This window comes from Enterobacter sp. MALB-1 (assembly GCF_041021625.1).
In the GTDB taxonomy this organism is placed as follows: Bacteria; Pseudomonadota; Gammaproteobacteria; order Enterobacterales; family Enterobacteriaceae; genus Enterobacter; species Enterobacter oligotrophicus.
Genome location: NZ_JBDPJL010000001.1, coordinates 1,790,150 through 1,812,833 on the forward strand (window position 1 = coordinate 1,790,150; position 22,684 = coordinate 1,812,833).

A 22,684-nucleotide genomic window follows, 5' to 3' on the forward strand; every position below is an offset into this window, starting at 1 on the left:
GGTACTCTGTTTTCAGTCTTTATTGTCCGGTTAAGAGAATGCAGGAAAATCGATCTGTGACTGAGCCCGCGCCTGAGCGGAGTGAGAAATCAACGGCAGCGGTGCAGGCATTACTGCGTCAGCTGATGGATATCTATGATGCCAGAACGCTGGCGAACCAGCTGGAGGCTCACGGAGAAAGTCACTGGAGCCCGGCAATCCTGAAGAGACTCCTGAACAGCGAGCGGGCAGGGCACCGCCTGAGCGAAGGTGAATTTCGTTATCTGCAGAACCTGCTCCCGCGGCCTTCTGCCGCACACCCGGATTATGCCTTCCGTTTTATCGATCTCTTCGCCGGTATCGGCGGCATCCGCCACGGCTTTGAAGCTATCGGCGGCCAGTGCGTCTTTACCAGTGAATGGAATAAACACGCGGTACGCACCTACAAAGCCAACTGGTACTGCGATCCGCACGCGCACCATTTTAATGCCGACATCCGGGATGTGACCCTGAGCCATAAAAGTGGCGTCACCGATGAAGAGGCCGCAGCGCATATTCGCAACACCATCCCCGCCCATGACGTGCTGCTGGCGGGCTTTCCGTGCCAGCCTTTCTCGCTGGCCGGTGTGTCGAAAAAGAACGCCCTGGGACGCGCGCACGGTTTTGCCTGTGATACGCAGGGAACGCTCTTTTTCGATGTCGCCCGCATTATCGATGCCCGTCGTCCGGCGATTTTTGTGCTGGAGAACGTCAAGAATTTAAAAAGTCATGACGGCGGAAAAACGTTCCGCATTATTATGCAAACGCTGGATGAGCTGGGCTACGACGTAGCGGATTCACAGGATATGGGGGCAGATGATCCGAAAATTATCGATGGCAAACATTTCCTGCCCCAGCATCGCGAACGTATTGTGCTGGTGGGGTTCCGCCGGGATCTTAATCTGAAGGGCGATTTTACCCTTCGGGATCTCCCGTCGTTATACCCGGCGCGCCGTCCGACTATCGCTGATTTGCTGGAACCCGTCGTTGACGCGAAATTTATTCTCACGCCGGTGCTGTGGAAATACCTGTATCGCTACGCCAAAAAGCATCAGGCCAAAGGCAACGGCTTTGGTTTTGGCATGGTGAACCCTGATAATCCGGATAGCGTGACCCGCACGTTGTCTGCCCGTTATTACAAAGATGGCGCGGAAATCCTTATCGACAGAGGGTGGGATAAAACACTCGGTGAAAAAGATTTCGACGATCCGCAGAACCAGCAACATCGTCCGCGTCGGTTAACGCCCCGCGAGTGCGCCCGCCTGATGGGATTTGAGACGCCACAAGGCTACAGTTTTCGTATTCCGGTATCGGACACTCAGGCGTACCGCCAGTTTGGTAACTCGGTCGTGGTGCCCGCGTTTGCGGCGGTGGCGAAGCTGCTGGTTTCACGCATCAATAAAGCGGTGATGTTGCGAAAAAGTGAGGCCGTCAATGACGGATGTACACGACAAAGCAACGCGCAGTAAAAACATGCGTGCGATTGGCACGCGTGATACTGCCATTGAAAAGCGGCTGGCCGGGTTGCTGGCCGGGGCGGGGTTTACGTTTCGGGTGCAGGATGCGGCGCTGGCCGGACGCCCTGATTTTGTGATTGACCCGTACCAGTGCATCATCTTTACCCACGGCTGTTTCTGGCATCATCACGACTGTTATCTGTTTAAAGTGCCCGCCACGCGCACCGATTTCTGGCTGGAGAAGATAGGCAAGAACGTGGAGCGTGATAAACGGGATGTCGAAACGCTTTTGGCGGAAGGCTGGCGGGTACTGATCGTCTGGGAGTGTGCTCTGCGCGGCAGGCTGAAACTCAGTGATGTGGCGCTGACGGAGCGGCTGGAAGAGTGGATCTGCGGCGGCGGTCAGGCGGCGCAGATCGACACTCAGGGCATTCACCCGGTTACGGTTTCTCAACCTCACACGGTGCCACCACGGGCTTAGCGGGCAGCAAATATTTGCCCAGCGTCACCAGCACCACGGCAAAAACAATCACCCCCAGCGCCAGCCATTCAATGGTCGACAACACTTCGCCAGCAAAACCGGTGCCCAGCAGCACGGCGACCACCGGGTTAACATACGCATAGCTGGTGGCGACAGCCGGGGAGACATTGCGGATCAGGAACATATAAGCATTAATGGCGATGATGGAGCCAAACAGTGCCAGATAACCGACGGCGAGCAAGCCAGACAGATCCGGCATTGCCGTCAGCCTTTCCCCGGTCAACGCTGAGGCAATCAACAGCACAATACCCGCCGCAAGCATCTCAATGGCACCCGCCATCATGCCGGAAGGCAGTTCGATACGTGAGCCGTAGACCGAGCCAAAAGCCCAGCTCATGGAGCCAATCAGGATCAGCAGCGCCCCCCACGGATTCCCGCTCAGATTACCGCCACTGTTGAGCATAATAATCCCGGCCAGACCGATTGCGATCCCCAGCCATTCCAGTTTTCGTGTGCGAATGCCAAACAGACGGCTAAAGCAGAGCGTAAACAGCGGCACGGTGGCGACCACGACGGCCGCAATACCCGACGGCACGTTCTGGTGCTCGGCGACGGTGACAAAACCATTCCCCACCGCCAGCAACAGCAGGCCAATCAGCGCCGCGTTGAGCATCGGGCGCAGCGGTGGAAGTTTATGCCCACGTAGCAGTAAAAAGGCCATCAGCAGCACGCCTGCCGAGAGGAAGCGAACGCCTGCCATCATCAGCGGAGGCCAGCTCTCCACGCCGATACGAATGACAAAATAGGTCGAGCCCCAGATGATATACAGCGAAAAAAGCGCTCCTGTGAGCGGTAATAAGTGCCGGAAACGCATAGTCCCTCACGACGGAATAAAAAGGTCGATCATAGTAAACGTGAAAACTATCGCGCTGGCGAGTCCTTTAATTGTGGCGTTGATGTGAATTTTTTGTTGACTTGAGCTACCTGTTTCAGGGTTTCCGGTTTTGCTCCATACTATTCACTTAATTACCAAAAAAAGAAGGATAGAGATTTTGGCAGGAAGTAGCTTATTAACATTGCTCGACGATATCGCCACCTTGCTGGATGACATTTCCGTCATGGGAAAACTGGCAGCGAAAAAGACCGCTGGCGTACTGGGGGATGATTTATCACTGAACGCGCAACAGGTGAGCGGGGTCAGGGCGAACCGCGAGCTGCCGGTGGTGTGGGGCGTGGCGAAAGGCTCCTTTATCAACAAGGTGATCCTGGTTCCGCTGGCGTTGCTGATCAGCGCTTTTATTCCCTGGGCCATTACACCGTTGCTGATGATTGGCGGGGCGTTTTTGTGCTATGAGGGCGCAGAGAAAATAGTGCACTCCTTCGCTGCACGCAAAGAGAGCGATACACCCGAGGCGCGACAGCAGCGTCTGGAAGCGCTGGCCGCGCAGGACCCGAAAACGTTTGAACGCGATAAAGTCAAAGGCGCTATCCGCACTGACTTTATTCTGTCAGCCGAGATCGTTGCCATTACGCTGGGGATCGTCTCGGACGCGCCGTTGTTCAACCAGGTGCTGATCCTCTCCGGTATCGCGATTCTGGTGACAATAGGCGTATACGGCCTGGTTGGGCTGATTGTGAAGCTGGACGATATTGGCTTCTGGCTGGAAGAGAAATCAAGTGTGCTGGCGCGAGGTATCGGCAAAAGCCTGCTGGTGCTGGCTCCCTGGTTAATGAAGAGTTTATCCATTGTGGGCACGCTGGCGATGTTCCTCGTCGGGGGCGGAATTGTGGTGCATGGTATTGCGCCGTTGCACCATGCGATCGAACATTTTGCCGCAGCGCAGGGCGCTGTTGTGGCGGCTATTCTGCCGACGCTGCTCAATCTGGTGCTGGGTTTTATCCTTGGCGGTATCGTTGTGGCTGTCGTGACGCTGGTCGAAAAAATGCGCGGAACGTCGCACTAATTGTTTCTTTCTGAAGGATGCAAAAAGGCCATTCCTCGTCTAAATTGAAACAGTTTCACCCTGATACAGGAGGCAGGTATGGTCTTTTTGGTCAGTGATGAAGTAAAGCCTAAGAATGGCGGTCCACGCATGATCGTTACCGGTTATTCCAGCGGAATGGTGGAATGCCGGTGGTATGATGGGTACGGCATCAAGCGGGAGGCGTTTCGTGAAGACGAGCTTCAGCCGGGTGACAGGCGGCAGAACCGCGACAAGGCTTAATCACTTAACGCCCGGCCTGGCCGGGCGTTTTTACTGACGCAGGCTTATCGTATTGGGTAAAGAGTGGCAATCAGGGAGTGTGTGTGCAGCGCGATACCAACCGTGTAAAACGATCTTTTCTGCAATGGCTGCATAAGCGCAGCAATCCCGGTCTGATTGTTAATAGCTGTTTTCTGATCGTGCTGATCTTTTCCACTCTTCTGACCTGGCGTGAAGTTGTCGTGCTGGAAGATGCCTACATTTCCAGCCAGCGTAACCATCTCGAAACGGTCGCGAATGCGCTGGACCGACAGCTACAGTTCAGCGTCGATAAAATGCTTTTTTTCCGTCACAGCATGGGCGATGCGCTGCAAACGCCGCTGGCGTTCGGCGTATTGCATGATGCAGTGCTGCGCTTTAGTAGCCTGCGGGCCACCCCAAACTGGCAGATTGCACTGGACCGGAAACGCACGCTGCCGATAAATGGCGTTTCCGACGCGTTTGTCGAAAAAACCACGCTTCTTAACCGCGACAACACCCGTCTTAACAGTGAGCTTTCTGCCGCCCTGGAAGTGGGGTATCTGCTGCGCCTGGCATCGTCAGATAAACGCAAAGAAGTGCGCGTGGTGTATGTTTCTCGCGCCGGGTTCTTTCTCGCAACCGATGCGACGGATAAATCAGAGGATATTGCGCCTCGCTATTATCAACTGGTCACTCAACCCTGGTTTACCCAACAGTCTGAGCGCGGAAACCGGGCGCGTGCCGTGCGGTGGTTTATTTCACCGGCTTCGGCTTTTGTCGGGAAAGAACCGCTGATCACCGCCAGCGTGCCAATTTATTACGACCATTTCTGGTACGGCGTGGTGGCGATGGATTTCACCTTTGGCACCATGAAGCGTCTGCTTGAAGATGCCATGGATGATCATACGGAAGGGGAGTACCAGCTTTACGACACTCGCCTCAACATGATTGCTACCTCGGAAAGACCAGACAATCAGGCAAGCCGTTTTGATAAGCGTGAGACAGCGCAGATCGCCCGCGCCATTGAGAGCGATACGCAGGGCGGTATTCGCCTGGGAAGCCGCTTTATCAGCTGGGAGCGGCTCGATCATTTCGATGGCGTTGTCCTGCGTATCCATACCCTGAACGAAGGCGTGCGCGGGGATTTTGGCAGCATCAGTATTGTGCTGGCGCTGTTGTGGGCGCTGTTTACCGCCATGCTGCTGATCTCCTGGCTGGTTATTCGTCGCATGGTCAGCAATATGTATACCCTCCAGCATTCCCTTCAGTGGCAGGCCTGGCATGATCCGTTAACCCGGCTGCATAACCGTGGAGCCTTGTTTGAGCGAGCAAAAATTCTCGCCATGCAATGTCAGCAGCAGTCGCGACCGTTTTCCGTCATCCAGATCGATCTTGACTGTTTTAAGAGCATTAATGACCGCTTCGGGCACCAGGCCGGCGACAAGGTTCTTTCCCACGCCGCAGGGATTATTGCGAGCGGATTACGTGAGGGCGAACTGGCAGGGCGTGTCGGGGGAGAAGAGTTTTGCGTGGTTTTACCTGGCGTGGCGCTGCCGGAAGCGGCGGCAATTGCTGAACGTATTCGCTCACGTATCAACAGCAGAGAAATTCTGGTTCAAAAAAGTACGACGTTACGTATCAGTGCATCATTTGGGGTGAGTTGTGCGCATGAGAAGGGCAACTATGAGTTTGAACAGCTACAGTCTATTGCTGATACGCGGCTGTATCAGGCAAAACAGGGCGGGCGCAACCAGGTCGTCTGGCAGGATCACCCCAGGAAGTGATCGAGGCCCTCGCTCCAGCCCGCCGGACCGGGAAGCTGAGTGTGGTAAACCCGCTCAGGGTTATTATCCTGAAGCGTTATGCCGAGTCGGTTAATACCTTTGACGACAACGGCGAAGTCAACGCAGTCCAGCAGAGGGGCATCGTTAGGGCCATCACCGAGCCCCAGCGTCGTTGGCTCTCTGTCTTCATACTGGCGATAGCGTTCAACCATCCACTCAATCGCGATATCTTTACCACAGCGGGCATCCAGAACATGCCAGAAGCGTGCCCCCTGTACCAGTTTCAGGCCAGCCTGTTCCAGCGAGTCTTCAAAGCATGCGAGTTGCCGGTCGCTGTCGCGCCAGATTAACGTCACGGAGGCTTCATGCTTGCGCGCAAGCGTGGAACGCGCGCGGTTAAGCCCCGTCCAGTCGCTAATGATCTGTACATCCACATCATCAAACGTGGTGAATTTATAGCCCTCACGCGCGCGAACCTGCTCAATCACGCGGCGGATGTCAGGGTGCGGTATACCTCTGAGCAACCGTGATGCATTTTCCCAACGAATGTCAGGCTGAATAACCGCACCGTTTTCAGCAATGAACGGAAGTCCTTCCAGCCCCAGATCCTGCTGAATCTCGTGCATTTCCGCTGCGGTTTTGCTGCTGCATAAAATGACAGGGATCTGTTCATCCTGGAGCCTCTCCAGCCAGGACGCCGCAGGTTGCCAGTCATAGGTATGAATATCCAGCAATGTTCCGTCGAGGTCGGTGAAAATCAGTAAGGTCTCCTGCAGCGAAAGCATAATGGCTCCTGGTGATTGATAGCGGGAGGTTCTAAGAAAAATCCTAAATAACGGACACGGCAGAGGAGGGCTGGTTATGGAAACGATCCCGTCAAACCCATACGCCACGCACGTTTATGCTCATAACCAAAAATCACATGTATAAAATATTATATTCGTCAGAAGAATATATGCTTGTCAGGCAATTTTGTTGGGGATAATGTTTTCGTACATCAGATTTCCTGGTGTAACGAATTTTCAAGTGCTTCTTGCATAAGCAAGTTTCATCCCGGCCATCCCCATGACCGGGATTTTTTTCGCCTCAACGGTTCGCTTCAGACACGCTAAAGTCATGGATATCGAGCTCGAAGGCCTCGGCCAGCTCACGGTAGGTGTGGTAATCCCTGCCGTTCACAATCACTCTGTCGGAACCATCGTCCGTGCGACGAACCTCAGATTCGCTGATCTCATTGATAGCGGCGAGCAGGGCATCAACATCCACTTCCACGTCGCGTTTGATGGTGTCGCTGTACTCTTTATCGGTCTTCATTACGGGGTCCTCATTTAACCGTGTCCGTTTTTAAGTATAGACCGCACACAAAAACGCCATTCGAACCCGACGTCGATGCCAGGAAATGCGTTTTGTTCTACACTGGCTCAAAACCACAGGAGGAATGTATGAAGGTCAACGATCGGGTAACTGTCAAAACGGACGGTGGACCGCGCCGCCCCGGTGTGGTGCTGGCAATAGAAGAGTTTAATGAAGGCACGATGTACCTGGTGTCACTGGACGACTACCCGCTCGGCATCTGGTTCTTCAATGAACTGGGTCACCCGGATGGTATCTTTGTGGAAACGGCAGAATAGCAGGTGGTCGGGTGGCGTTCAGCGTACCCGACTTCTGCTGCTGTAAAAGCAAAAATCTCTGGCCAGGCCAGAGATCAAGGTAGGGTACGACAGCAGTGAGGCACACTAGCGCATATTGACGAAAATTCCATTTGTCACATTATCAGTCAGGCGAACGACGTGATAGATCACTTGCTTATTATGCGTTTTAATCTTCCTCTTAATATTTCCTTTGTGTGATGAAACGGTTTTTGCTTTGATATTCATCTGGTCAGAGATCTGAATTGTCCCTTGCCCAGCCATCCACATTCGTAACATACTTGATTCAGTTCTGCTTAATGATAGGGTGGGTAAGTTAACCGCCCCTACATTCTTCACTTCTTTATTCAAATAATCACCCAGGATGTCATCCAGCGACTCTGGTTTAATCGACTTAGAACTGATCAATAAATTTTTACGGACCAACAAATATTCATCGAAATGGATATTCGCGATCGCCATAAAAACAATAAACAGGGTTTTAGGATGCTGATTAATGATCTGCTTAATGTGCTGACTGTTGGCTGGATCGTGAATGAAACAGTCCTCATTAATAAACACCACGCCGGGCTTGTGTTCATCACAAGCGGCTGCAAGTTCGTCAACGGTGTGTGCATCGTTGATGTCTCTCTTTCTTACCCCTCTGCTTGCTAAGTACCCGGTTAACCCTAGCCGGGTGTAGCTGCATAAATCCATAATGATCGTTGACATGGCATACCCTCACTCAATGCGTAACGATAATTCACCATCTGCCTGAGAGCTCATAAACAGCCATACGGGATGGAAAAACGTAATAAAACCTGTGAGCATGACAAAGACTTTCAGGCGAACTCACTATCCCGTAAAGTTACGTATAATTTGCCAGGAATCATCTTAAAGTAAAGTAAATATTAAGTATTGTGAGGTGGTTAGAAACAATTAAACCGCGTCAGATATATCCTGGAAGATGTTTTTCGATTTTTATTTTAGGAATATCCTCAGAAAGACACCGTAAAGATTGCGGATTATTATTTGCGTGGTAATTCGCTAACAATATCTGCTAAGAGATTGAATATCTCGCTGAATAAATGTTCGCAGAAGGGGGCGATAAGTGGCATTAGCAATGACATTAATAAAAGTCCGACCGTCAGCGTCACCGGAAAACCGATAACAAATACCGATAACTGTGGTGCCATTCTGTTCAGTAAACCTAATGACAGGTTAACGGTCAGCAGCAGAGTGATGATCGGCAGCGCCAGCATCAGTCCGTTGAGGAATATAAGCCCGGCTGCACGGACGAGGGCCAGAAATGCGTTACTGTTCACCGGGTTCTCTCCAATTGGCAGGGTATGGAAGGTGTCTACCAGCATTGAGATCAGCCACAGGTGGCCATTGAACGAGAGAAACAGCAGCATCGCCAGCAGATCGATAATACGCGCCAGTACCGGCATGTTGAGATGGCTGCCGGGGTCGACGAAGGTCGCAAAAGATAAACCCATCTGCAGGCCGATCAGTTCGCCCGCAGTACGCACGGCAGCAAAAGCCAGCTGCATGGTAAACCCGACCGCGACGCCAATCATCACCTGCTGCAGGGCAACCCACACGGCGTTAGGGGAAAAAATGGGGATATCAACCGGCGGCAGTGAGGGCGCAACAATAATCGTGATGATGATGCCCAGCCCCACTTTGACGCGTTTAGGGACGGTTTTTTCACTGAGAATCGGCGCGGTTGAGATGAGCGCCATAATGCGCAGCATCGGCCAGAAGTAGACGCCAAGCCACTGAACCCACTGGTCGCTGGTGAAATGCAGCATCGTGATATCAGCCGATGATGTACGGCAGATTGGTAAACAGGTTGCGCATGTAGTCCAGCAGCAAATTGAGCATCCACGGCCCGGCGACGATAATCGCCACGAACACGGCGATGATCTTCGGAATAAATGACAGCGTCATTTCGTTAATTTGCGTGGCGGCCTGCAGGATACTGATAATCAGGCCGGTGACGAGCGCAACAAGTAACAGGGGCGCGGCGACGGCAATGGCCACTTTCATCGCTTCCGTGCCCATCATCATGACCGATTCTGGCGTCATTACGCGCTCCTCAACTGTAGAAACTCTGCGCCAGCGAACTGACCAGCAACTGCCAGCCATCGACCAGAACAAAAAGCATGATCTTAAAGGGGAGGGCAATGGTTGCAGGGGGCACCATCATCATACCGAGTGCCATCAGGACGCTTGCGATCACCAGGTCGATAATCAGGAACGGGATAAAAATGGTAAAGCCAATCTGGAACGCGGTTTTCAGCTCGCTGGTGACATACGCAGGCAGCAGAATGCGCATCGGCACCGCTTCCGGCCCCTGTAACTCACCGGTATTGGACAGGCGGGCAAACAGGGCCAGATCCGCTTCACGCGTCTGACGCAGCATAAATTCACGCAGAGGTTGAGCGCCTTTTTCCAGTGCATCCTGCATGGAAATTTTGTCTTCGCTGAATGGCTGGTACGCGTCGGTATAAATCTTGTCAATAACCGGCGACATAATGAAAAAAGTCAAAAACAGAGCCAGGCCAAGCAGCACCTGGTTTGGCGGTGCCGACGGTGTGCCTAATGCATTACGCAGCAGACCAAACACAATGATGATGCGGGTGAAGCTGGTCATCATCAGCAGGATCGCCGGAATAAACGTCAGGGAGGTGATGAAAACCAGCGTCTGAACCGGAAGCGACCAGCTTTGCCCGCCACCTGCCAGTGGCGTTGAAACCAGGCCAGGCAGTTGCGCATAGACGGCGGGAGCAAACAGGGCCAGGCCCGCAAGCGTAAGGGATAACAAACGGCGCATCAGGATCTCCCGGAACGCTTAAGCAAACTCTTCATAACGGACTGAAAATCCGCGGGTGTGTCGGCGCTGGCGTCCGCAGTTTCAGGCGCAGGCGGCAATGTATGTAATACGTTGATATGTGAAGCCGTCACGCCCAGCACCAGACGCGCATCTTCCACATCAACGATGACCACGCGCTCGCGCGGCCCCAGTGAGGTACTGGCGCTGACCTTCAGGCCACGCGCACCGGCGGTTTTACCCGCCAGACCAAAGCGCTTTGCCAGCCAGGCGGCGATCAGAATAAAGGCAATAATACCGAACAGAGCACCGCTCACCTGGAGCAGCGGCGAACCCGGTACTGCGGAGGGTTGGGATATTGTTGCCTGGGTTTTCATGCTTAACGGCTCAGGCGACGCATACGTTCAGACGGCGTGATGATGTCGGTGATACGCACGCCATATTTGTCGGCCACGACCACGACTTCACCCTGCGCAATCAGATAACCGTTGATCAGGATATCCAGCGGCTCACCGGCCAGGCCGTCAAGCGCCACCACAGAACCCTGCGTCAGGCGCAGCAGCTCTTTAATGGTCATGCGGGTGCGACCCAGTTCAACGGTCAGCTTGACCGGGATATCCATAATCAGATCGATGTCCTGCAGCGTGCCGCTGACGTCGCCGCCGCCTAGCTGCTGGAATACCGCATCTGCCGCGCTTTTGCTCGGGGTGGTTTTTTGCTCGTTTAATGCGTCAGCCCACAGATCGTCCAGTGCTCCGCTGTTTTCATCGGACGGATTGTTCATGTCACTCATTTGGGCTGTTCCTCATTCAGCGAATTCAATATCGGGTTGATCAAGTGCTCAACGCGTAACGCATACTGACCGTTTATCGTGCCGTACTGGCTTGTCAGCACGGGTACGCCATCCACATGGGCAATAATGCGGTCGGGTTTGTCTATCGGCAGAACATCGCCGGGTTGTAATTTCAGGATCTGGGATAACCGCATGGAGATGTCGGCAAAATTCGCCACCAGCTCCAGCTGAGAGTGCTGCACCTGACGTACCAGGTTTTCACGCCAGTTCTGATCTTCATGACGTGAGTTCTCCAGCGGCGGGTTCACCAGCAGCTCGCGCAGCGGTTCAATCATGCTGAACGGCAGGCAGATATTGAACTCACCGGTCAGGTTACCAATCTCTACGTGGAACGGCGTGTTCACCACGATATCGTTCGGCGAGGTGGTGATGTTGGTGAACTTCACCTGCATCTCGGAACGGACGTACTCCACTTCCAGCGGGTTAATCGCTTTCCACGCGTCGCTGTAGGATTCCAGCGCCAGCTTCAGCATGCGGTTAATGACGCGCTGCTCGGTATGGGTAAATTCACGGCCTTCCACTTTGGTCGGGAAACGGCCATCGCCACCGAACAGGTTATCAACCGCAATGAACACCAGGCTCGGCGAAAACACCACCAGCCCGGTGCCGCGCAGCGGTTTCAGATGGATCAGGTTAAGGTTGGTTGGCACCGGCAGGTTGCGGGCAAACTCATGATACGGCTGAATGCGGATCGCACCGACCGTGATATCCGGGCTACGACGCAGCAGGTTAAACAGCCCCATACGGAACTGACGCGCAAAACGTTCGTTAATGATCTCCAGCGCCTGCAGACGTTCACGTACCACGCGACGCTGGGTATTCGGGTCATAGGGACGAATATCACTATCGCCGCCAATACCCGGTTGCGGATCATCACTCTTATCGCTGTCGCCGTTAAGCAGCGCATCGATTTCTGCCTGAGAAAGAATACTGTCGCCCATGTCGTTACCGCAGTATGAAGGCTGTATACAGAACGTCAGTGACTTCCTGCTTAGGTTGGCCGTTTACCAGCGGTGTCGCCAGCGTCTGTTTAATGGCGTCGACCAGCTTTTGCTTGCCTTCATCGGTGGCAAGCGTCGAGGCATCCTGACGAGAGAACAGCAGCAGTAAACGGCTACGCACTTCAGGAAGATAATCGTTCAGACGAGAACGGGTTGCTTCGTCTTTCAGGCGCAGCGTAATCCCCACGTACAGCACACGATCCGCATCACCCAGGTTAACGGTGAACGTATCCAGTGGAAAGAATACCGGAGCCGGTGGTGGTGGGGGTTCTGCGTTGGCCGCCGTGGCGGCCGGTTCCTGCTGCATACGCCAGTAACTATAGCCCGCAGTAGCGCAGGCGGCGAGCGTGATCAACACCAGCAGCGGAACCCAGATGGAACGCTTACTTTTTTTGGTGATAGCGGAGTCAGTCATCTGATACGAGCTTCCTGTTTCGGTACAGCTTAATAAGGTGATTATCCCGTGTCCGGCTTAGGTCAAAGCGTGGAAAAGACGGAGATAATCACGTTACCTCTGGCGTTTAGGCGAAGATGTCTACGGCACTGTTGCCACGTGCGGCAGATTGCAGTGCGGCAGGCGTCGGCAATAACTCGTCGCTCTCTTCATTAAAGCCGCCATGCTGACCGGAACGCGACGCCTGCTGTTGCTGCTGAGAAGATGACTGCTGCTGCCCGGCGAAGCTCTCACTGCTGACGCTGCTTTGCGATAGCTGAATGCCATTTTCAGCAAGCTGAGTGCGCAGTATCGGCAGAGCCGCTTCCAGCGCGGCGCGCACATGGCTGTGTGGAGAAACCATCTGCAGCTGGGCCTGGTTATCATCCAGCTTGAGCGAAATTTGCACCTGACCCAGATCTTCCGGGTGCAGACGCAGTTCCGCTGTTTGTTGCCCTTGCTTAGTGAATAGCGTGATGTGCTGGCTCAGCGTCTGCTGCCATTCGCTGGTTCCGAGCGGCTGGCTCAGCACTGGCGCGGTAGCCACGGTTGCGGCAGGCTGTGCTGTCGCCTGGCTGCTGACAATCGGAGCCAGTGTTGAGGTCGGCGTCGTGGATGAGGCGTTACTTGCAATATCCTGCTTCTCAGCAACCACCGCCACGGCAGGTGTGACGGAGGCTGTAACCGGTTGTGAATCGTCTGGCGTCAGTGCCTGATAGGGAGACTGCGCTTTTTCATGCCCGGCAGTATTGTTCAGCGTCGCAGGCTGTTGACCGATGCCGGTCTGTGCCAGCGTCGACGTTGCAAGTGCTTTGGTGCTCACACCATCAATGCCGCTGGCCTGTGGCGTCATCGCGGTGGCGGTCTGCTGGTGTGGCAGCATCGCCATCAGTGCGCTTAAGCCTGCCAGCTCTTCTTCATTCAGCTCGGTTTTACGCTCATCCTGGGGTGCTGCGCCGGTCAATGATTTCAGGGCGTCGCTGTGTGTCGTCGGGACCAATCCGGAAATCAGCGTCTGCAGCGCATTGGTTTGCGCAGCGTCATTGCCGGTCAGGGTATCCTGACGCGAAAGCAGGTCGGCAATTTTTGCCTGCAGTGTGGCCTCGCCATCTTCCTTCTGCGCCGCTTTCGCCAGCTTACTTCCGGCGGCTTTCAGGTCAGCCAGGGTCAGCGGCGCATCCTTGCCCTGACCAGTGGCGTCGGTCAGCGCGCCCGCCAGCAGGGAGAGAAAATCTTGTGCACCCTCGGTGCCTTTCCCCGTCTGCGTGCTGCCTGACAGGTCACTGTCGGTCATCAGCAGTTGTTGCAGTGTGATCATTCCGGTTTCCTCATTGATGCGCGCTGGGCAAACTCATCCATTTTTTTCTGATCCAGGCGGTTTTCCGCCAGGGTTGTCGCGGCTACCTGCCGGTCCTGTAACGTTTGCCAGGCCTGCAGCCGCTGTTTTTTCTCGCGCCAGAAATTCAGCGCGTTATCGACTTTTTCAGTCCACTGGTTTAGCTGCTGGCGATGCTGCTCTATCGCCTTTTCCAGCGTCTGGATAAACTGCTGATAGTTAATCCAGCGCTGGCTGCCAATGCCCTTTGTCATATCGGTATTAAGGTTGGTGCGATATTCATGCTGATAGTCGATTAACATCTTCAACTGTTCTTCAGCCTGCTGACATCCGCGTCGCATTGCGCCAAGCTGCAATGCGGCATCATCAACTTCTTTTTCAGCCAGATCTTTTAGCGTTGATAACGCGCTGTTTTGCGCCATGACCTTCGCCCTCCACCTGTGTTACACCTGCGGGAAAATCAGTTCCAGAGCCTGAATTGAGTCTTCCCAGTCGGCGCGTTCAAAAATGCCTTGTTGCAAAAACGCCTCCAGCTGCGGCCACAGGGAAATCGCTTTGTCGAGCATTGGGTCGCTGCCTTTGGCATACGCCCCAACGCTCACCAGATCGCGGTTACGCTGGAAGCTGGAGAGCAGTTGTTTGAAGTTACGCACGCGGGCGTAGTGCTTCTCGGTGATCAGTGCCGTCATGGCGCGGCTGATTGAGGCTTCGATATCAATGGCCGGATAGTGCCCGGCTTCGGCCAGACGGCGCGATAACACAATATGACCGTCGAGGATTGCACGCGCGGAGTCGGCAATCGGGTCTTGCTGGTCATCGCCTTCGGTCAGTACCGTATAAAACGCCGTGATGGAGCCACCGCCGCTAATGCCGTTTCCGGCGCGTTCAACCAGGGCGGGCAGTTTGGCGAAGACAGAAGGCGGGTAGCCTTTGGTCGCCGGTGGCTCGCCGATAGCCAGCGCGATTTCACGCTGTGCCATCGCGTAACGGGTCAGGGAGTCCATGATCAGCAACACATGCTGGCCACGGTCGCGGAAATCTTCGGCGATACGGGTAGCGTATGCGGCACCCTGCATACGCAGCAGCGGCGATACGTCAGCAGGTGCGGCGATGACCACCGAGCGGGCACGGCCTTCCGCACCCAGAATGTTTTCGATGAAATCTTTTACTTCGCGGCCACGTTCGCCGATCAGACCGACGACAATCACATCCGCCTGGGTATAGCGCGCCATCATGCCGAGAAGGACGGATTTCCCCACGCCGGAACCTGCAAACAGGCCCATACGTTGCCCACGCCCAACGGTCAGCAGGGCATTAATCGGACGCACGCCGGTATCCAGCACATGCTCGATAGGGGTACGTTGCAACGGGTTAAACGGCTGAGTAATCAGCGCGCCGGTTTCGGTGGTGTCCGGGGAGGGCAGACCGTCGAGCGGTTTGCCGCTTCCGTCCAGCACGCGCCCCAGCAGCGCCGGGCCCAGCGGCAACTGTTTGCCACTTTGCAAACCATCGCCGGAATTATTTTTCGCGTAAACGCGCGCGCCGGGCAGAATGCCTTCGACTTCCTCAAGCGGCATCAGGAACAGGCGCTGGCCGTTGAAACCGACCACTTCGCTTTCCACTTCGCGCGTTTCCAGCCGGTCCTGGCGCTCTATCACGCAGGTGGCACCCAGCGGAAGCTGCAGGCCCGTTGCTTCCAGCACCAGACCGGTCGCGCGGGTTAGCCGACCGTAACGACGCACAGAGGGCAGTTGCGCCATCTTCGCTTCAAAATTATCAAGCGTATTGAGCCAGCGGGTGAGGCGAGCGGTCATCAGATGACTCCCGGTGCCGCCAGGCGGCACAGTTCCTGCCAGCGGGTGGCAACGCTGGCATCGAGATCGCCTTCATCGGCAGAGACTTTGCAGCCGCCGTGATGCAGCGACGGGTCGCCGCGCAGCCGCCAGCCGTGCAGGCTGAGGGTTGCACCGAGGCTCTCTTCAACGCGCTGTAAATCATCAGGGTGAACGCGCAACTGCGGTTTTCCGCTGAACAGCGGCTCCTGCTGGAGCAGCCCCTGGATCTGTTTGATGAGTGCGGCGTTATCCACCACGGGCGTCTGGCCGATCACCTGACGGGCTGCTTCCAGCGCCATTTGCATCAGGCGTGAGGCAATCACGCTGTCCAGCGCGTCCAGCGTGTGCTGGAATTCGCTGACCAGTTGCTGCATGCGGGCGTGAAGCGGTGCCTGCTGCTGACGCGCCTGTTCAATGCCTTGCTCTAAACCTTTTGCCAGACCCTCCTGATAACCCTGTTCCTGTCCTTTCTGGCGGCCTTCATTCAGCCCTGCATTAAAACCCTGCTCATGCGCCTGCATTTGCAGCTGTGCCAGCATCTGGGCTCGTTGCTCCTCTTCGCTCAGCGAAGGCTCGTCAGTGTCTGAGTCGCCCGTTTCGGGCGACATCATGGCAGGCGTGAATTCCGAGAGAGGAGGGGCCAGATCGTCGGGCGTCCAGCGTTTCCACGACAGCTCATCAGACATAGGTGTCGTCTCCGCTGCCAATCACCATCTCGCCGGTTTCCGCCAGACGACGAACAATAAGCAGGATCGCTTTCTGTTCGTTTTCCACCTGAGACAGACGGACCGGGCCGCGGTTGGCAAGGTCGTCGCGCAGGATATCTGCCGCACGCTGAGACATGTTGCGCAGGAATTTCTCGCGCAGTGGCTGTTCGGCACCTTTGAGGGCGATAAGCAGCGATTCGGAGTCCACTTCCTGGAGCAGGCGCTGGATGCTGCGATCGTCCACTTCGACCAGGTTTTCGAACAGGAACATCTCGTCGATAATTTTCTGCGCCAGTTCGCCGTCGAACTCGCGAACCGCCGTGATAACCGCTTCTTCCTGCTGCGTTTTCATCAGGTTGATGATCTCGGCCGCCGTTCTCACGCCGCCCATTTTGCTGCGCTTGAGGTTCTGGCCGTCGAGCAGGTTGTTCAGCACTTCGGTCAGTTCCGCCAGCGCGGCTGGCTGGACACCGCCAAAGGTGGCAATACGCAGCATTACATCGTGACGCAGACGCTCTTCGAACAGCGCCAGAATATCGGCCGCCTGGCCCCGTTTGAGGTGTACCAGAATGGTGGCGATAATCTGCGGGTGCTCGTCGCGAATAAGGTCGGCGGCACTCTGCGGCTCCATAAAGTTGAGCGTCTCGATACCGCTGGCGGTATCGCGGGTTTCCAGAATATCTTCCAGCAGGCTGGCGGCACGTTCTTCGCCCAGCGCCTTGACCAGCACGGAGCGCAGATATTCGTTGGCGTTGACGTTGAGCGCGGCAAACTGTTCGGCTTCCTGCTCAAACTCAGCCAGTACGTCGGTCAGCTGTTTATTGGAGATCTGACGCACGCTCGCCATCGCCGCACTGAGGATTTGTACTTCCCGCTGGGAGAGGTGTTTAAACACCTCTGCCGCACGGTCTTCGCCAATGGTCATCAGCAGGATGACGCTTTTTTCAGTACCTGTAAGCGTATTACTCATGTTCGTTACCCATCCAGCTGCGGATGACCAGCGCAACGACGCGCGGATCGTTATCTGACATTTCGCGAATACGCTGGCTCATAACCTCAGCGCCCATGCGCTGGTTAGCTCGGCGCTGCTGCATTTGTTCGTCTTTACTGAGGCGAACTTCAACGGCTTCTTCGACATCTTCACGCGCATTCAATTGCTCCAGCGCGGCTTTCTCTGCTTCAGCACGGCGCTGGAGCTGCGGGCGAATGCCCTTACGCCACAGCAGCCACGCGACAATCAGCACCAGTAACCAACGGCCTGCGGACATCAGCTGGTCGATAAACGCCTGCTGTTGCCAGAACGGCAGTTCGCCACCCGTTTCATCAACCGAGTTGAACGGCGAGTTCACCACGTTGAGGGTATCGCCACGTTTTTCGGAATAGCCCATCGCTTCGCGGGTCAGGTCTTCGATCTGTTTCATCTGCTCGGCGGTCAGCGGCAGCGGTTTACCATCCGGCAACGTTTTGTAATTCACCACGACGGCAACAGAGAGGCGCTGAATATCGCCCACGTTCAGTTTCGTGTGGCGGATAGTACGGTCAACTTCGTAGTTCGTGGTTTCGTTGCGGCTGCTGTTACGTGGCACGCCGTTATTCGCCGTTGACGTCGTCTGCTGATTATTTTGCTGGCCATTCTGCTGGTTTTGGTTGGCAGCAGGCGTGGTGATAGGCGCAGCGTTAGCCGGAGCCGGTTGGTTCGAGAGCGCACCCGGAACACCTCCAGGATAAGGGCCTCCCACCTGTTCGTTCTCATTGATCTGGCGGGAGCGCATCACGGCCTGAGACGGATTACCGTTCGGGCTGTACTGCTCTTCAGTCTGTTCTTTATTGGCGAAGTCAATCTGCGCGGTAACCTGAGCGTGAACGTTGCTGTTGCCCACTACCGGGCCGAGGATCGCTTCGATACGACGCTGCAGGCGGCCTTCCACATCAGCAGCATATTTTAACTGAGCATCATTCAGATCACGGCCTGCGCTGTTGTTTTGTGTCAGCAGATGTCCGCTCTGATCGACCAGCGTTACGTTACCCGGCGGTAAACCGGCGACCGCACTGGACACCAGATGCGTAACGGCACTGATTTGCCCTTCGTCAAGCGCACGACCCGGTTCGAGATTGACGGTCACTGAGGCCGAAGGCGATTTTTGTTCACGAACAAACAGAGACGGTTTAGGCATCGCCAGGTGCACGCGGGCACTCTTGACCGGGCCTAAGGTTTCAATGGTACGGGCCAGCTCGCCTTCCAGTGCACGCTGGTAGTTAACCTGCTCGCTGAACTGGCTGATACCGAATTTTTCTTGATCCAGCAGTTCAAAGCCCACCGCGCCACCTTTTGGCAGACCCTGTTGCGCCAGGCGCAGGCGCAGCTCATGAACTTTATCTGCTGGAACTTCAAGCGCACCGCCGTTATCGGCGAAGCGATACGGGATGTTCATCTGTGTGAGTTGGGTGACGATGGCACCGCCATCCTGATCGGAAAGGTTACTGTAAAGCGTGCGGTAATCAGGGCTTTTTGCCCACAGGACCATCGCTACAAGGATCGCAATGGCGGCGGCACCTGCCACGATCAGCGGGATTTTAGGGTTCGCGCGAAGGCGGTTCATCCACTCGAGTGATTTATTTTGTGGCGCTGTCGATGCTGCTGTCGCACTCATTGCGCACCTCTTAAATCCTGGTGGTTTACGTTATTCGTGTAGAGAAACAAAACTGACTCCCGGGTCGGCAAACACGACAAAAGTTCCATAGTGATGGCCCTGCCATTATTTGATGATTCAGAATTTTCTATGCGTCAAATAACCTGGTTTTTTCATGCTATTTACCGCCATTATCTTATTGACAAGCTGTTAGTCTTGACCGCGTAAAAAACCATCCAGGGGAAAGTCATGGCTATACAGGGCATTGAAGGGGTCATCAGTCAGTTGCAGGCAACGGCGATGACGGCCCGTAATCAGAACGTGATGGACGAACAGCCGACCATCAGCTTTGCGGGGCAACTGAACGCCGCGCTTGACCGTATTAGCGAAAAACAGACTGCGGCGCGTACTCAGGCGGAAAAATTTACCCTTGGTGAACCGGGCGTGGCGCTGAACGACGTAATGGCCGATCTGCAAAAAGCGTCGGTTTCCCTGCAGATGGGGCTTCAGGTGCGTAATAAGCTGGTGTCGGCGTACCAGGAAGTGATGGGCATGCAGGTCTAAAACGGCGGATCTTACGCTGGCAGCCTTACCGCTTTAATGCCACAATATTTTTTTCTTCGCATGCAGGAAACATGATGAAAAAAATAGCAATTGCTGGCGTGCTGCTGGCCTTGACCGGATGCGTTCAGGTTGATAACTATCAGGCCGTCATTAAGCATCCGGTGCCGTCAAATCTGGCCGGATACTGGCAGTCAAAAGGACCGCAAAGCCGTATGGTAAGCCCGGAAGCAATCGCCACGCTGGTGGTGACGGAAGAGGGTGATACGCTGGATTGCCGTCAGTGGCAGCGCGTGGTGGCCGTGCCGGGTAAGATTATGCTGCGTTCGGACAGCTACTATAACGTGACCCGTAAACTCGATGTCTATCCGCTTGAGCGCGAGGGGACTACGCTTGAATACGACGGGATGGCGCTGCAAAAAGTTGACCGCCCGACCGTGGAGTGCGCTGACTACCTGAGCAAAAATCCGCTGGAGAGTAAACTGCCTTAACGTTTTTGCCGGGTAGCGCTCGCCGCTACCCGGCTCCTGTCTACAGTACATCCTCTATGACCCACACGCTGACACTTCCGCCGTTACAGAAGAACGTCCCTTCGCCGTCGGCTGCTGTGGTGACCGTCTCTTCCCGGTTTCCGAGAAAATCACGCCATGTCTTGTTGCCGTAATTTTCACCCAGGCAGATCACCTTTTCCCCGTCGTCGCCATTCGACAGTACCACGACGCACCCTGGCGACTCATCTGTACCGCTGCGGCTAAACGCGATGCAGTTCGGGTGGTCAAAAAAGAGTGTCTGAACGCCGTGGGCGAAGCGCTGACGGGCCAGGATCAGCTCGTGCAGTTGCTCGATAACGGGCATGTCGATGTGGTACGTTTCGCCATCGCCGCCGGTGTCGTCGTAACTGGCTCCGAAGAGATCGGGGTAAAACACGCTTGGGACTCCGTTCTCCCGTAGCAGGATCAGCGCATAGGCCAGCGGTTTGAACCAGGCCTCGACAGGGGCTTCCAGCGCCTGCAAAGGTTGGGTGTCATGGTTGGCAACCAGCGTTACCGCATGGAACGGATCGGCTTCCACCAGCGTTCCGGTAAATATCTGGCTCATGTCGTAGTCGCGGCCCTGACGCGACGCTTCATGGAACTTCATCTGCAGCGGCGCATCGAACAACATGGTTTTGCCGTCAACCTGATCGATGTAGTTTTGCAGCTTATCCACTTCATGCGACCAGTATTCCGCGACAATGAACAGCGGTTGTTCTGCAACTTCCTGTATGTGCTCAATCCACTCTTTATAAAACCAGGCCGGAATGTGTTTTACCGCATCCAGACGAAAACCGTCGCAGCGCGTTTGTTCCATCACCCAGCGCGCCCAGTATTTAATCTCCTCGGTTACCGCGTGATTGCGAAAGTCGATGTTCTCACCCATCAGGTAATCGAAATTACCCATTTCATCATCGACCTGATCGTTCCAGCCTTCGCCGGTATAGTCGTTGACGATTTTAAAGATGCCGTCTTCATCAGGGTTTTCAATGTGATCGACGCCGCTGAAACATTTAAAATCCCAGATGAATGCCGAATACTCTCCGGCACGGGCAGGGAAGGTGTAGCGTGTCCAGGCCTCACACTCGATGATCTCGTCCTCGATTTGTGTGCGATCTTGCTCATTGACCCGCTGCACGCGAATTGTCTCTTTCTCATCGGCCCCCATTTTATGATTCACCACGACGTCCAGCAGCACTGCAATGTGATTGCTTTTCAGGGCATCAATCGCTTCCAGTAGCTGGGCTTTATCACCGTATTTGGTGGCAACGGTGCCTTTCTGATCAAACTCGCCGAGATCAAACAGATCGTAAGAGTCATATCCGACGGAATGACCGCCCGATGCGCCTTTGTACGCGGGAGGCAGCCAGATCATATTAATGCCGATTTCGTTGAGGTTAGGGGCTAAAGCTGTAACTTCCCGCCACAGTTCACCGCCTGCGGGGTAATACCAGTGAAAGCACTGCAGTAAGGTTGGATTGCGCATGCACCATCTCCATGAGGTCGCGAAACTCAAGTATGGAGCAGGTTTTGCAGAAATGCCTGGCGAACGAAGCGCGTAATGTTCGTTCGCCAGGTAAGAAGCTAATTTATATCGATATTGCTCTGCGGGACCAGGACATGGCCGCCCTGGTTGCTATAGGTGGAGAGAACCGTTTTCTGGATGGACGATTGGCCTACCAGCTTTGCCAGCTCGTCCATTCGGGTTTGCAGCAGCGCTTTCACCTGGGTTTCATTATCCAGGATCACGCGCAGCGTGGGACGAAGCTGCTCCTGCAATTGGCCTGAAGGTTCAATCTCCTGCGTGAGACGAGCCAGCGAGTGCACCGCATTGACATAATCGGTTTCACAGGTAATGAGGTCATCCCATAAGCCCTGGCGAGCCAGTCGCAACATCAACTGGCTCTGCTCAAGGAGTTGCTGATAAAGGGTATAGAGTTGCGGTGCATTACTCATTAGACGGCGTCCTGAATCAGTTGTGGCGTACCGGCAACCTCCTTCCACCCGTCAGCGATATTGCGCAGCAAGGTTTCCACCTCTTCGATGGCGCTGGCGTCGTTATTCACGTTGGCGTGCAGGAGTCGGCGTACCATATAGGCATAAAGGGCAATCAGGTTTTGTGTCAGCTCATCCCCATTTTCTTCAACCAGCCCAATTTTGAGCCCGTTCTCGATAATATTGATGGCTTTCGAAAGCGCTTGCCCTTTTGCCGGGATATTGCCGTCCTGCAAGAACAGACGCGCGCGTACCAGCGCGCTGAGGGCACCATCAAATAGCATGATAACCAGCTGCTGCTGGCTGGCGCTCATCACCGCGCTTTCAACCTCTATTTTTGCGTAGGCTTGCGTGCCTTTTGCGCCGTACAT

At 54.9% G+C, this 22,684-nt stretch carries 27 protein-coding genes and 1 pseudogene; 8 read left to right on the forward strand and 20 right to left on the reverse strand.

What is annotated here, in order from left to right:
- The first annotated feature begins 56 nt into the window (after window positions 1-56).
- Window positions 57-1,487, forward strand: a complete 1,431-nt coding sequence (locus tag ABGB15_RS08485) for a DNA cytosine methyltransferase (RefSeq protein ID WP_313326365.1) — start codon at window positions 57-59, stop codon at window positions 1,485-1,487.
- Entirely contained in the window at window positions 1,453-1,956 is a 504-nt protein-coding gene (locus ABGB15_RS08490; RefSeq protein WP_215722271.1) for a very short patch repair endonuclease, read from the forward strand. The genes ABGB15_RS08485 and ABGB15_RS08490 overlap by 35 nt, the downstream gene beginning before the upstream one ends.
- Here the strand turns inward: ABGB15_RS08490 and yedA are convergent.
- Window positions 1,916-2,830 carry a drug/metabolite exporter YedA gene (gene yedA, locus ABGB15_RS08495; RefSeq protein WP_215722270.1) on the reverse strand — a complete coding sequence of 305 codons (915 nt, stop codon included), beginning with the start codon at window positions 2,828-2,830 and terminating at the stop codon, window positions 1,916-1,918. The genes ABGB15_RS08490 and yedA overlap by 41 nt on opposite strands.
- A gap of 178 nt (window positions 2,831-3,008) precedes the next feature.
- Here yedA and ABGB15_RS08500 point away from each other — a divergent pair, with 178 nt between their 5' ends.
- The 3 genes from ABGB15_RS08500 (at window position 3,009) to dgcQ (ending at window position 5,965) form a co-directional block, all read left to right on the forward strand.
- The gene (locus tag ABGB15_RS08500; RefSeq protein ID WP_152081499.1) at window positions 3,009-3,920 is read left to right on the forward strand and encodes a DUF808 domain-containing protein; all 912 of its coding nucleotides are present in this window, start codon (window positions 3,009-3,011) and stop codon (window positions 3,918-3,920) included.
- A gap of 78 nt (window positions 3,921-3,998) precedes the next feature.
- The gene (locus ABGB15_RS08505; protein ID WP_152081498.1) at window positions 3,999-4,181 is read left to right on the forward strand and encodes a YodC family protein; all 183 of its coding nucleotides are present in this window, start codon (window positions 3,999-4,001) and stop codon (window positions 4,179-4,181) included.
- Between the two features lie 83 nt (window positions 4,182-4,264).
- Complete coding sequence (gene dgcQ, locus ABGB15_RS08510; RefSeq protein ID WP_215722269.1) at window positions 4,265-5,965, forward strand: cellulose biosynthesis regulator diguanylate cyclase DgcQ; 1,701 nt, start codon at window positions 4,265-4,267, stop codon at window positions 5,963-5,965.
- Here the strand turns inward: dgcQ and ABGB15_RS08515 are convergent.
- Entirely contained in the window at window positions 5,950-6,750 is an 801-nt protein-coding gene (locus tag ABGB15_RS08515) for a mannosyl-3-phosphoglycerate phosphatase-related protein (protein ID WP_215722268.1), read from the reverse strand. The two genes, dgcQ and ABGB15_RS08515, sit on opposite strands and share 16 nt — an antisense overlap.
- Before the next feature lie 301 nt (window positions 6,751-7,051).
- Window positions 7,052-7,279 carry a YodD family peroxide/acid resistance protein gene (yodD, locus tag ABGB15_RS08520; protein ID WP_152081495.1) on the reverse strand — a complete coding sequence of 76 codons (228 nt, stop codon included), beginning with the start codon at window positions 7,277-7,279 and terminating at the stop codon, window positions 7,052-7,054.
- Between the two features lie 128 nt (window positions 7,280-7,407).
- Between yodD and dsrB the strand changes: the two genes are divergently transcribed.
- Window positions 7,408-7,596: a protein DsrB gene (dsrB, locus tag ABGB15_RS08525; RefSeq protein ID WP_152081494.1), complete on the forward strand. Its 189-nt coding sequence runs from the start codon at window positions 7,408-7,410 to the stop codon at window positions 7,594-7,596.
- 105 nt (window positions 7,597-7,701) lie between these two features.
- Here dsrB and rcsA read toward each other — a convergent pair whose 3' ends face one another.
- The 14 genes and pseudogenes from rcsA to fliF form a co-directional block, all read right to left on the reverse strand.
- A complete protein-coding gene (rcsA, locus tag ABGB15_RS08530) occupies window positions 7,702-8,325 on the reverse strand; it encodes a transcriptional regulator RcsA (protein ID WP_152081493.1) in 624 nt (207 codons plus the stop codon).
- A gap of 289 nt (window positions 8,326-8,614) precedes the next feature.
- A pseudogene (fliR, locus tag ABGB15_RS08535) lies at window positions 8,615-9,407 on the reverse strand (flagellar biosynthetic protein FliR); the annotation flags it as partial.
- A 7-nt stretch (window positions 9,408-9,414) separates the two neighbouring features.
- Window positions 9,415-9,684, reverse strand: coding sequence for a flagellar biosynthesis protein FliQ (gene fliQ, locus ABGB15_RS08540; protein WP_003859587.1), 270 nt, complete (start codon window positions 9,682-9,684; stop codon window positions 9,415-9,417).
- A 10-nt stretch (window positions 9,685-9,694) separates the two neighbouring features.
- Complete coding sequence (fliP, locus tag ABGB15_RS08545) at window positions 9,695-10,432, reverse strand: flagellar type III secretion system pore protein FliP (RefSeq protein WP_152081491.1); 738 nt, start codon at window positions 10,430-10,432, stop codon at window positions 9,695-9,697.
- Window positions 10,432-10,806, reverse strand: coding sequence for a flagellar biosynthetic protein FliO (fliO, locus tag ABGB15_RS08550; protein WP_152081490.1), 375 nt, complete (start codon window positions 10,804-10,806; stop codon window positions 10,432-10,434). The genes fliP and fliO overlap by 1 nt, the downstream gene beginning before the upstream one ends.
- A 2-nt stretch (window positions 10,807-10,808) precedes the next feature.
- The gene (gene fliN / locus ABGB15_RS08555; RefSeq protein WP_101737389.1) at window positions 10,809-11,222 is read right to left on the reverse strand and encodes a flagellar motor switch protein FliN; all 414 of its coding nucleotides are present in this window, start codon (window positions 11,220-11,222) and stop codon (window positions 10,809-10,811) included.
- On the reverse strand, window positions 11,219-12,223 hold the full coding sequence (fliM, locus tag ABGB15_RS08560; protein WP_152081489.1) for a flagellar motor switch protein FliM: 1,005 nt from the start codon (window positions 12,221-12,223) through the stop codon (window positions 11,219-11,221). The genes fliN and fliM overlap by 4 nt, the downstream gene beginning before the upstream one ends.
- A 4-nt stretch (window positions 12,224-12,227) precedes the next feature.
- Window positions 12,228-12,698, reverse strand: coding sequence for a flagellar basal body-associated protein FliL (gene fliL, locus ABGB15_RS08565; protein WP_152081488.1), 471 nt, complete (start codon window positions 12,696-12,698; stop codon window positions 12,228-12,230).
- Window positions 12,699-12,804: 106 nt separating this feature from the next.
- On the reverse strand, window positions 12,805-14,034 hold the full coding sequence (gene fliK / locus ABGB15_RS08570; protein WP_215722267.1) for a flagellar hook length control protein FliK: 1,230 nt from the start codon (window positions 14,032-14,034) through the stop codon (window positions 12,805-12,807).
- Window positions 14,031-14,474: a flagellar export protein FliJ gene (fliJ, locus tag ABGB15_RS08575; protein WP_152081486.1), complete on the reverse strand. Its 444-nt coding sequence runs from the start codon at window positions 14,472-14,474 to the stop codon at window positions 14,031-14,033. The genes fliK and fliJ overlap by 4 nt, the downstream gene beginning before the upstream one ends.
- Window positions 14,475-14,495: 21 nt before the next feature.
- On the reverse strand, window positions 14,496-15,866 hold the full coding sequence (fliI, locus tag ABGB15_RS08580; protein WP_215722266.1) for a flagellar protein export ATPase FliI: 1,371 nt from the start codon (window positions 15,864-15,866) through the stop codon (window positions 14,496-14,498).
- Window positions 15,866-16,573 carry a flagellar assembly protein FliH gene (gene fliH / locus ABGB15_RS08585; RefSeq protein WP_152081484.1) on the reverse strand — a complete coding sequence of 236 codons (708 nt, stop codon included), beginning with the start codon at window positions 16,571-16,573 and terminating at the stop codon, window positions 15,866-15,868. Before fliH ends, fliI begins: the two co-directional genes overlap by 1 nt.
- Window positions 16,566-17,564: a flagellar motor switch protein FliG gene (fliG, locus tag ABGB15_RS08590; protein WP_152081483.1), complete on the reverse strand. Its 999-nt coding sequence runs from the start codon at window positions 17,562-17,564 to the stop codon at window positions 16,566-16,568. Before fliG ends, fliH begins: the two co-directional genes overlap by 8 nt.
- Window positions 17,557-19,245 (reverse strand): flagellar basal-body MS-ring/collar protein FliF, encoded by a 1,689-nt coding sequence (fliF, locus tag ABGB15_RS08595; protein WP_152081482.1) that lies wholly within the window; start codon window positions 19,243-19,245, stop codon window positions 17,557-17,559. Before fliF ends, fliG begins: the two co-directional genes overlap by 8 nt.
- A gap of 228 nt (window positions 19,246-19,473) precedes the next feature.
- Here fliF and fliE point away from each other — a divergent pair, with 228 nt between their 5' ends.
- Together fliE and yedD are read left to right on the forward strand one after the other, a co-directional pair.
- On the forward strand, window positions 19,474-19,788 hold the full coding sequence (gene fliE, locus ABGB15_RS08600; protein ID WP_152081481.1) for a flagellar hook-basal body complex protein FliE: 315 nt from the start codon (window positions 19,474-19,476) through the stop codon (window positions 19,786-19,788).
- Between the two features lie 74 nt (window positions 19,789-19,862).
- The gene (gene yedD, locus ABGB15_RS08605; RefSeq protein WP_215722265.1) at window positions 19,863-20,276 is read left to right on the forward strand and encodes a lipoprotein YedD; all 414 of its coding nucleotides are present in this window, start codon (window positions 19,863-19,865) and stop codon (window positions 20,274-20,276) included.
- A 40-nt stretch (window positions 20,277-20,316) separates the two neighbouring features.
- Here yedD and amyA read toward each other — a convergent pair whose 3' ends face one another.
- The 3 genes from amyA to fliS form a co-directional block, all read right to left on the reverse strand.
- Window positions 20,317-21,804, reverse strand: a complete 1,488-nt coding sequence (gene amyA / locus ABGB15_RS08610; protein ID WP_215722264.1) for an alpha-amylase — start codon at window positions 21,802-21,804, stop codon at window positions 20,317-20,319.
- A gap of 98 nt (window positions 21,805-21,902) precedes the next feature.
- Window positions 21,903-22,274, reverse strand: a complete 372-nt coding sequence (fliT, locus tag ABGB15_RS08615; protein ID WP_152081478.1) for a flagella biosynthesis regulatory protein FliT — start codon at window positions 22,272-22,274, stop codon at window positions 21,903-21,905.
- Window positions 22,274-22,684 (reverse strand): flagellar export chaperone FliS, encoded by a 411-nt coding sequence (fliS, locus tag ABGB15_RS08620; RefSeq protein WP_215722263.1) that lies wholly within the window; start codon window positions 22,682-22,684, stop codon window positions 22,274-22,276. Before fliS ends, fliT begins: the two co-directional genes overlap by 1 nt.

Excerpts from the sequence above, each read along its gene's own strand:
- fliF (WP_152081482.1), bottom strand. The coding sequence starts at position 19,245 with ATGAGTGCGACAGCAGCATCGACAGCGCCACAAAATAAATCACTCGAG.
- fliQ (WP_003859587.1), bottom strand. The coding sequence starts at position 9,684 with ATGACGCCAGAATCGGTCATGATGATGGGCACGGAAGCGATGAAAGTG.
- fliE (WP_152081481.1), top strand. The coding sequence starts at position 19,474 with ATGGCTATACAGGGCATTGAAGGGGTCATCAGTCAGTTGCAGGCAACG.
- fliS (WP_215722263.1), bottom strand. The coding sequence starts at position 22,684 with ATGTACGGCGCAAAAGGCACGCAAGCCTACGCAAAAATAGAGGTTGAA.
- yodD (WP_152081495.1), bottom strand. The coding sequence starts at position 7,279 with ATGAAGACCGATAAAGAGTACAGCGACACCATCAAACGCGACGTGGAA.
- fliO (WP_152081490.1), bottom strand. The coding sequence starts at position 10,806 with ATGAAAACCCAGGCAACAATATCCCAACCCTCCGCAGTACCGGGTTCG.
- rcsA (WP_152081493.1), bottom strand. The coding sequence starts at position 8,325 with ATGTCAACGATCATTATGGATTTATGCAGCTACACCCGGCTAGGGTTA.
- fliT (WP_152081478.1), bottom strand. The coding sequence starts at position 22,274 with ATGAGTAATGCACCGCAACTCTATACCCTTTATCAGCAACTCCTTGAG.
- yedA (WP_215722270.1), bottom strand. The coding sequence starts at position 2,830 with ATGCGTTTCCGGCACTTATTACCGCTCACAGGAGCGCTTTTTTCGCTG.
- fliM (WP_152081489.1), bottom strand. The coding sequence starts at position 12,223 with ATGGGCGACAGTATTCTTTCTCAGGCAGAAATCGATGCGCTGCTTAAC.
- ABGB15_RS08515 (WP_215722268.1), bottom strand. The coding sequence starts at position 6,750 with ATGCTTTCGCTGCAGGAGACCTTACTGATTTTCACCGACCTCGACGGA.
- fliJ (WP_152081486.1), bottom strand. The coding sequence starts at position 14,474 with ATGGCGCAAAACAGCGCGTTATCAACGCTAAAAGATCTGGCTGAAAAA.
- fliI (WP_215722266.1), bottom strand. The coding sequence starts at position 15,866 with ATGACCGCTCGCCTCACCCGCTGGCTCAATACGCTTGATAATTTTGAA.
- fliP (WP_152081491.1), bottom strand. The coding sequence starts at position 10,432 with ATGCGCCGTTTGTTATCCCTTACGCTTGCGGGCCTGGCCCTGTTTGCT.
- ABGB15_RS08505 (WP_152081498.1), top strand. The coding sequence starts at position 3,999 with ATGGTCTTTTTGGTCAGTGATGAAGTAAAGCCTAAGAATGGCGGTCCA.
- ABGB15_RS08490 (WP_215722271.1), top strand. The coding sequence starts at position 1,453 with ATGACGGATGTACACGACAAAGCAACGCGCAGTAAAAACATGCGTGCG.
- fliH (WP_152081484.1), bottom strand. The coding sequence starts at position 16,573 with ATGTCTGATGAGCTGTCGTGGAAACGCTGGACGCCCGACGATCTGGCC.
- fliL (WP_152081488.1), bottom strand. The coding sequence starts at position 12,698 with ATGACTGACTCCGCTATCACCAAAAAAAGTAAGCGTTCCATCTGGGTT.
- dsrB (WP_152081494.1), top strand. The coding sequence starts at position 7,408 with ATGAAGGTCAACGATCGGGTAACTGTCAAAACGGACGGTGGACCGCGC.
- fliN (WP_101737389.1), bottom strand. The coding sequence starts at position 11,222 with ATGAGTGACATGAACAATCCGTCCGATGAAAACAGCGGAGCACTGGAC.
- yedD (WP_215722265.1), top strand. The coding sequence starts at position 19,863 with ATGAAAAAAATAGCAATTGCTGGCGTGCTGCTGGCCTTGACCGGATGC.
- fliK (WP_215722267.1), bottom strand. The coding sequence starts at position 14,034 with ATGATCACACTGCAACAACTGCTGATGACCGACAGTGACCTGTCAGGC.
- fliG (WP_152081483.1), bottom strand. The coding sequence starts at position 17,564 with ATGAGTAATACGCTTACAGGTACTGAAAAAAGCGTCATCCTGCTGATG.
- amyA (WP_215722264.1), bottom strand. The coding sequence starts at position 21,804 with ATGCGCAATCCAACCTTACTGCAGTGCTTTCACTGGTATTACCCCGCA.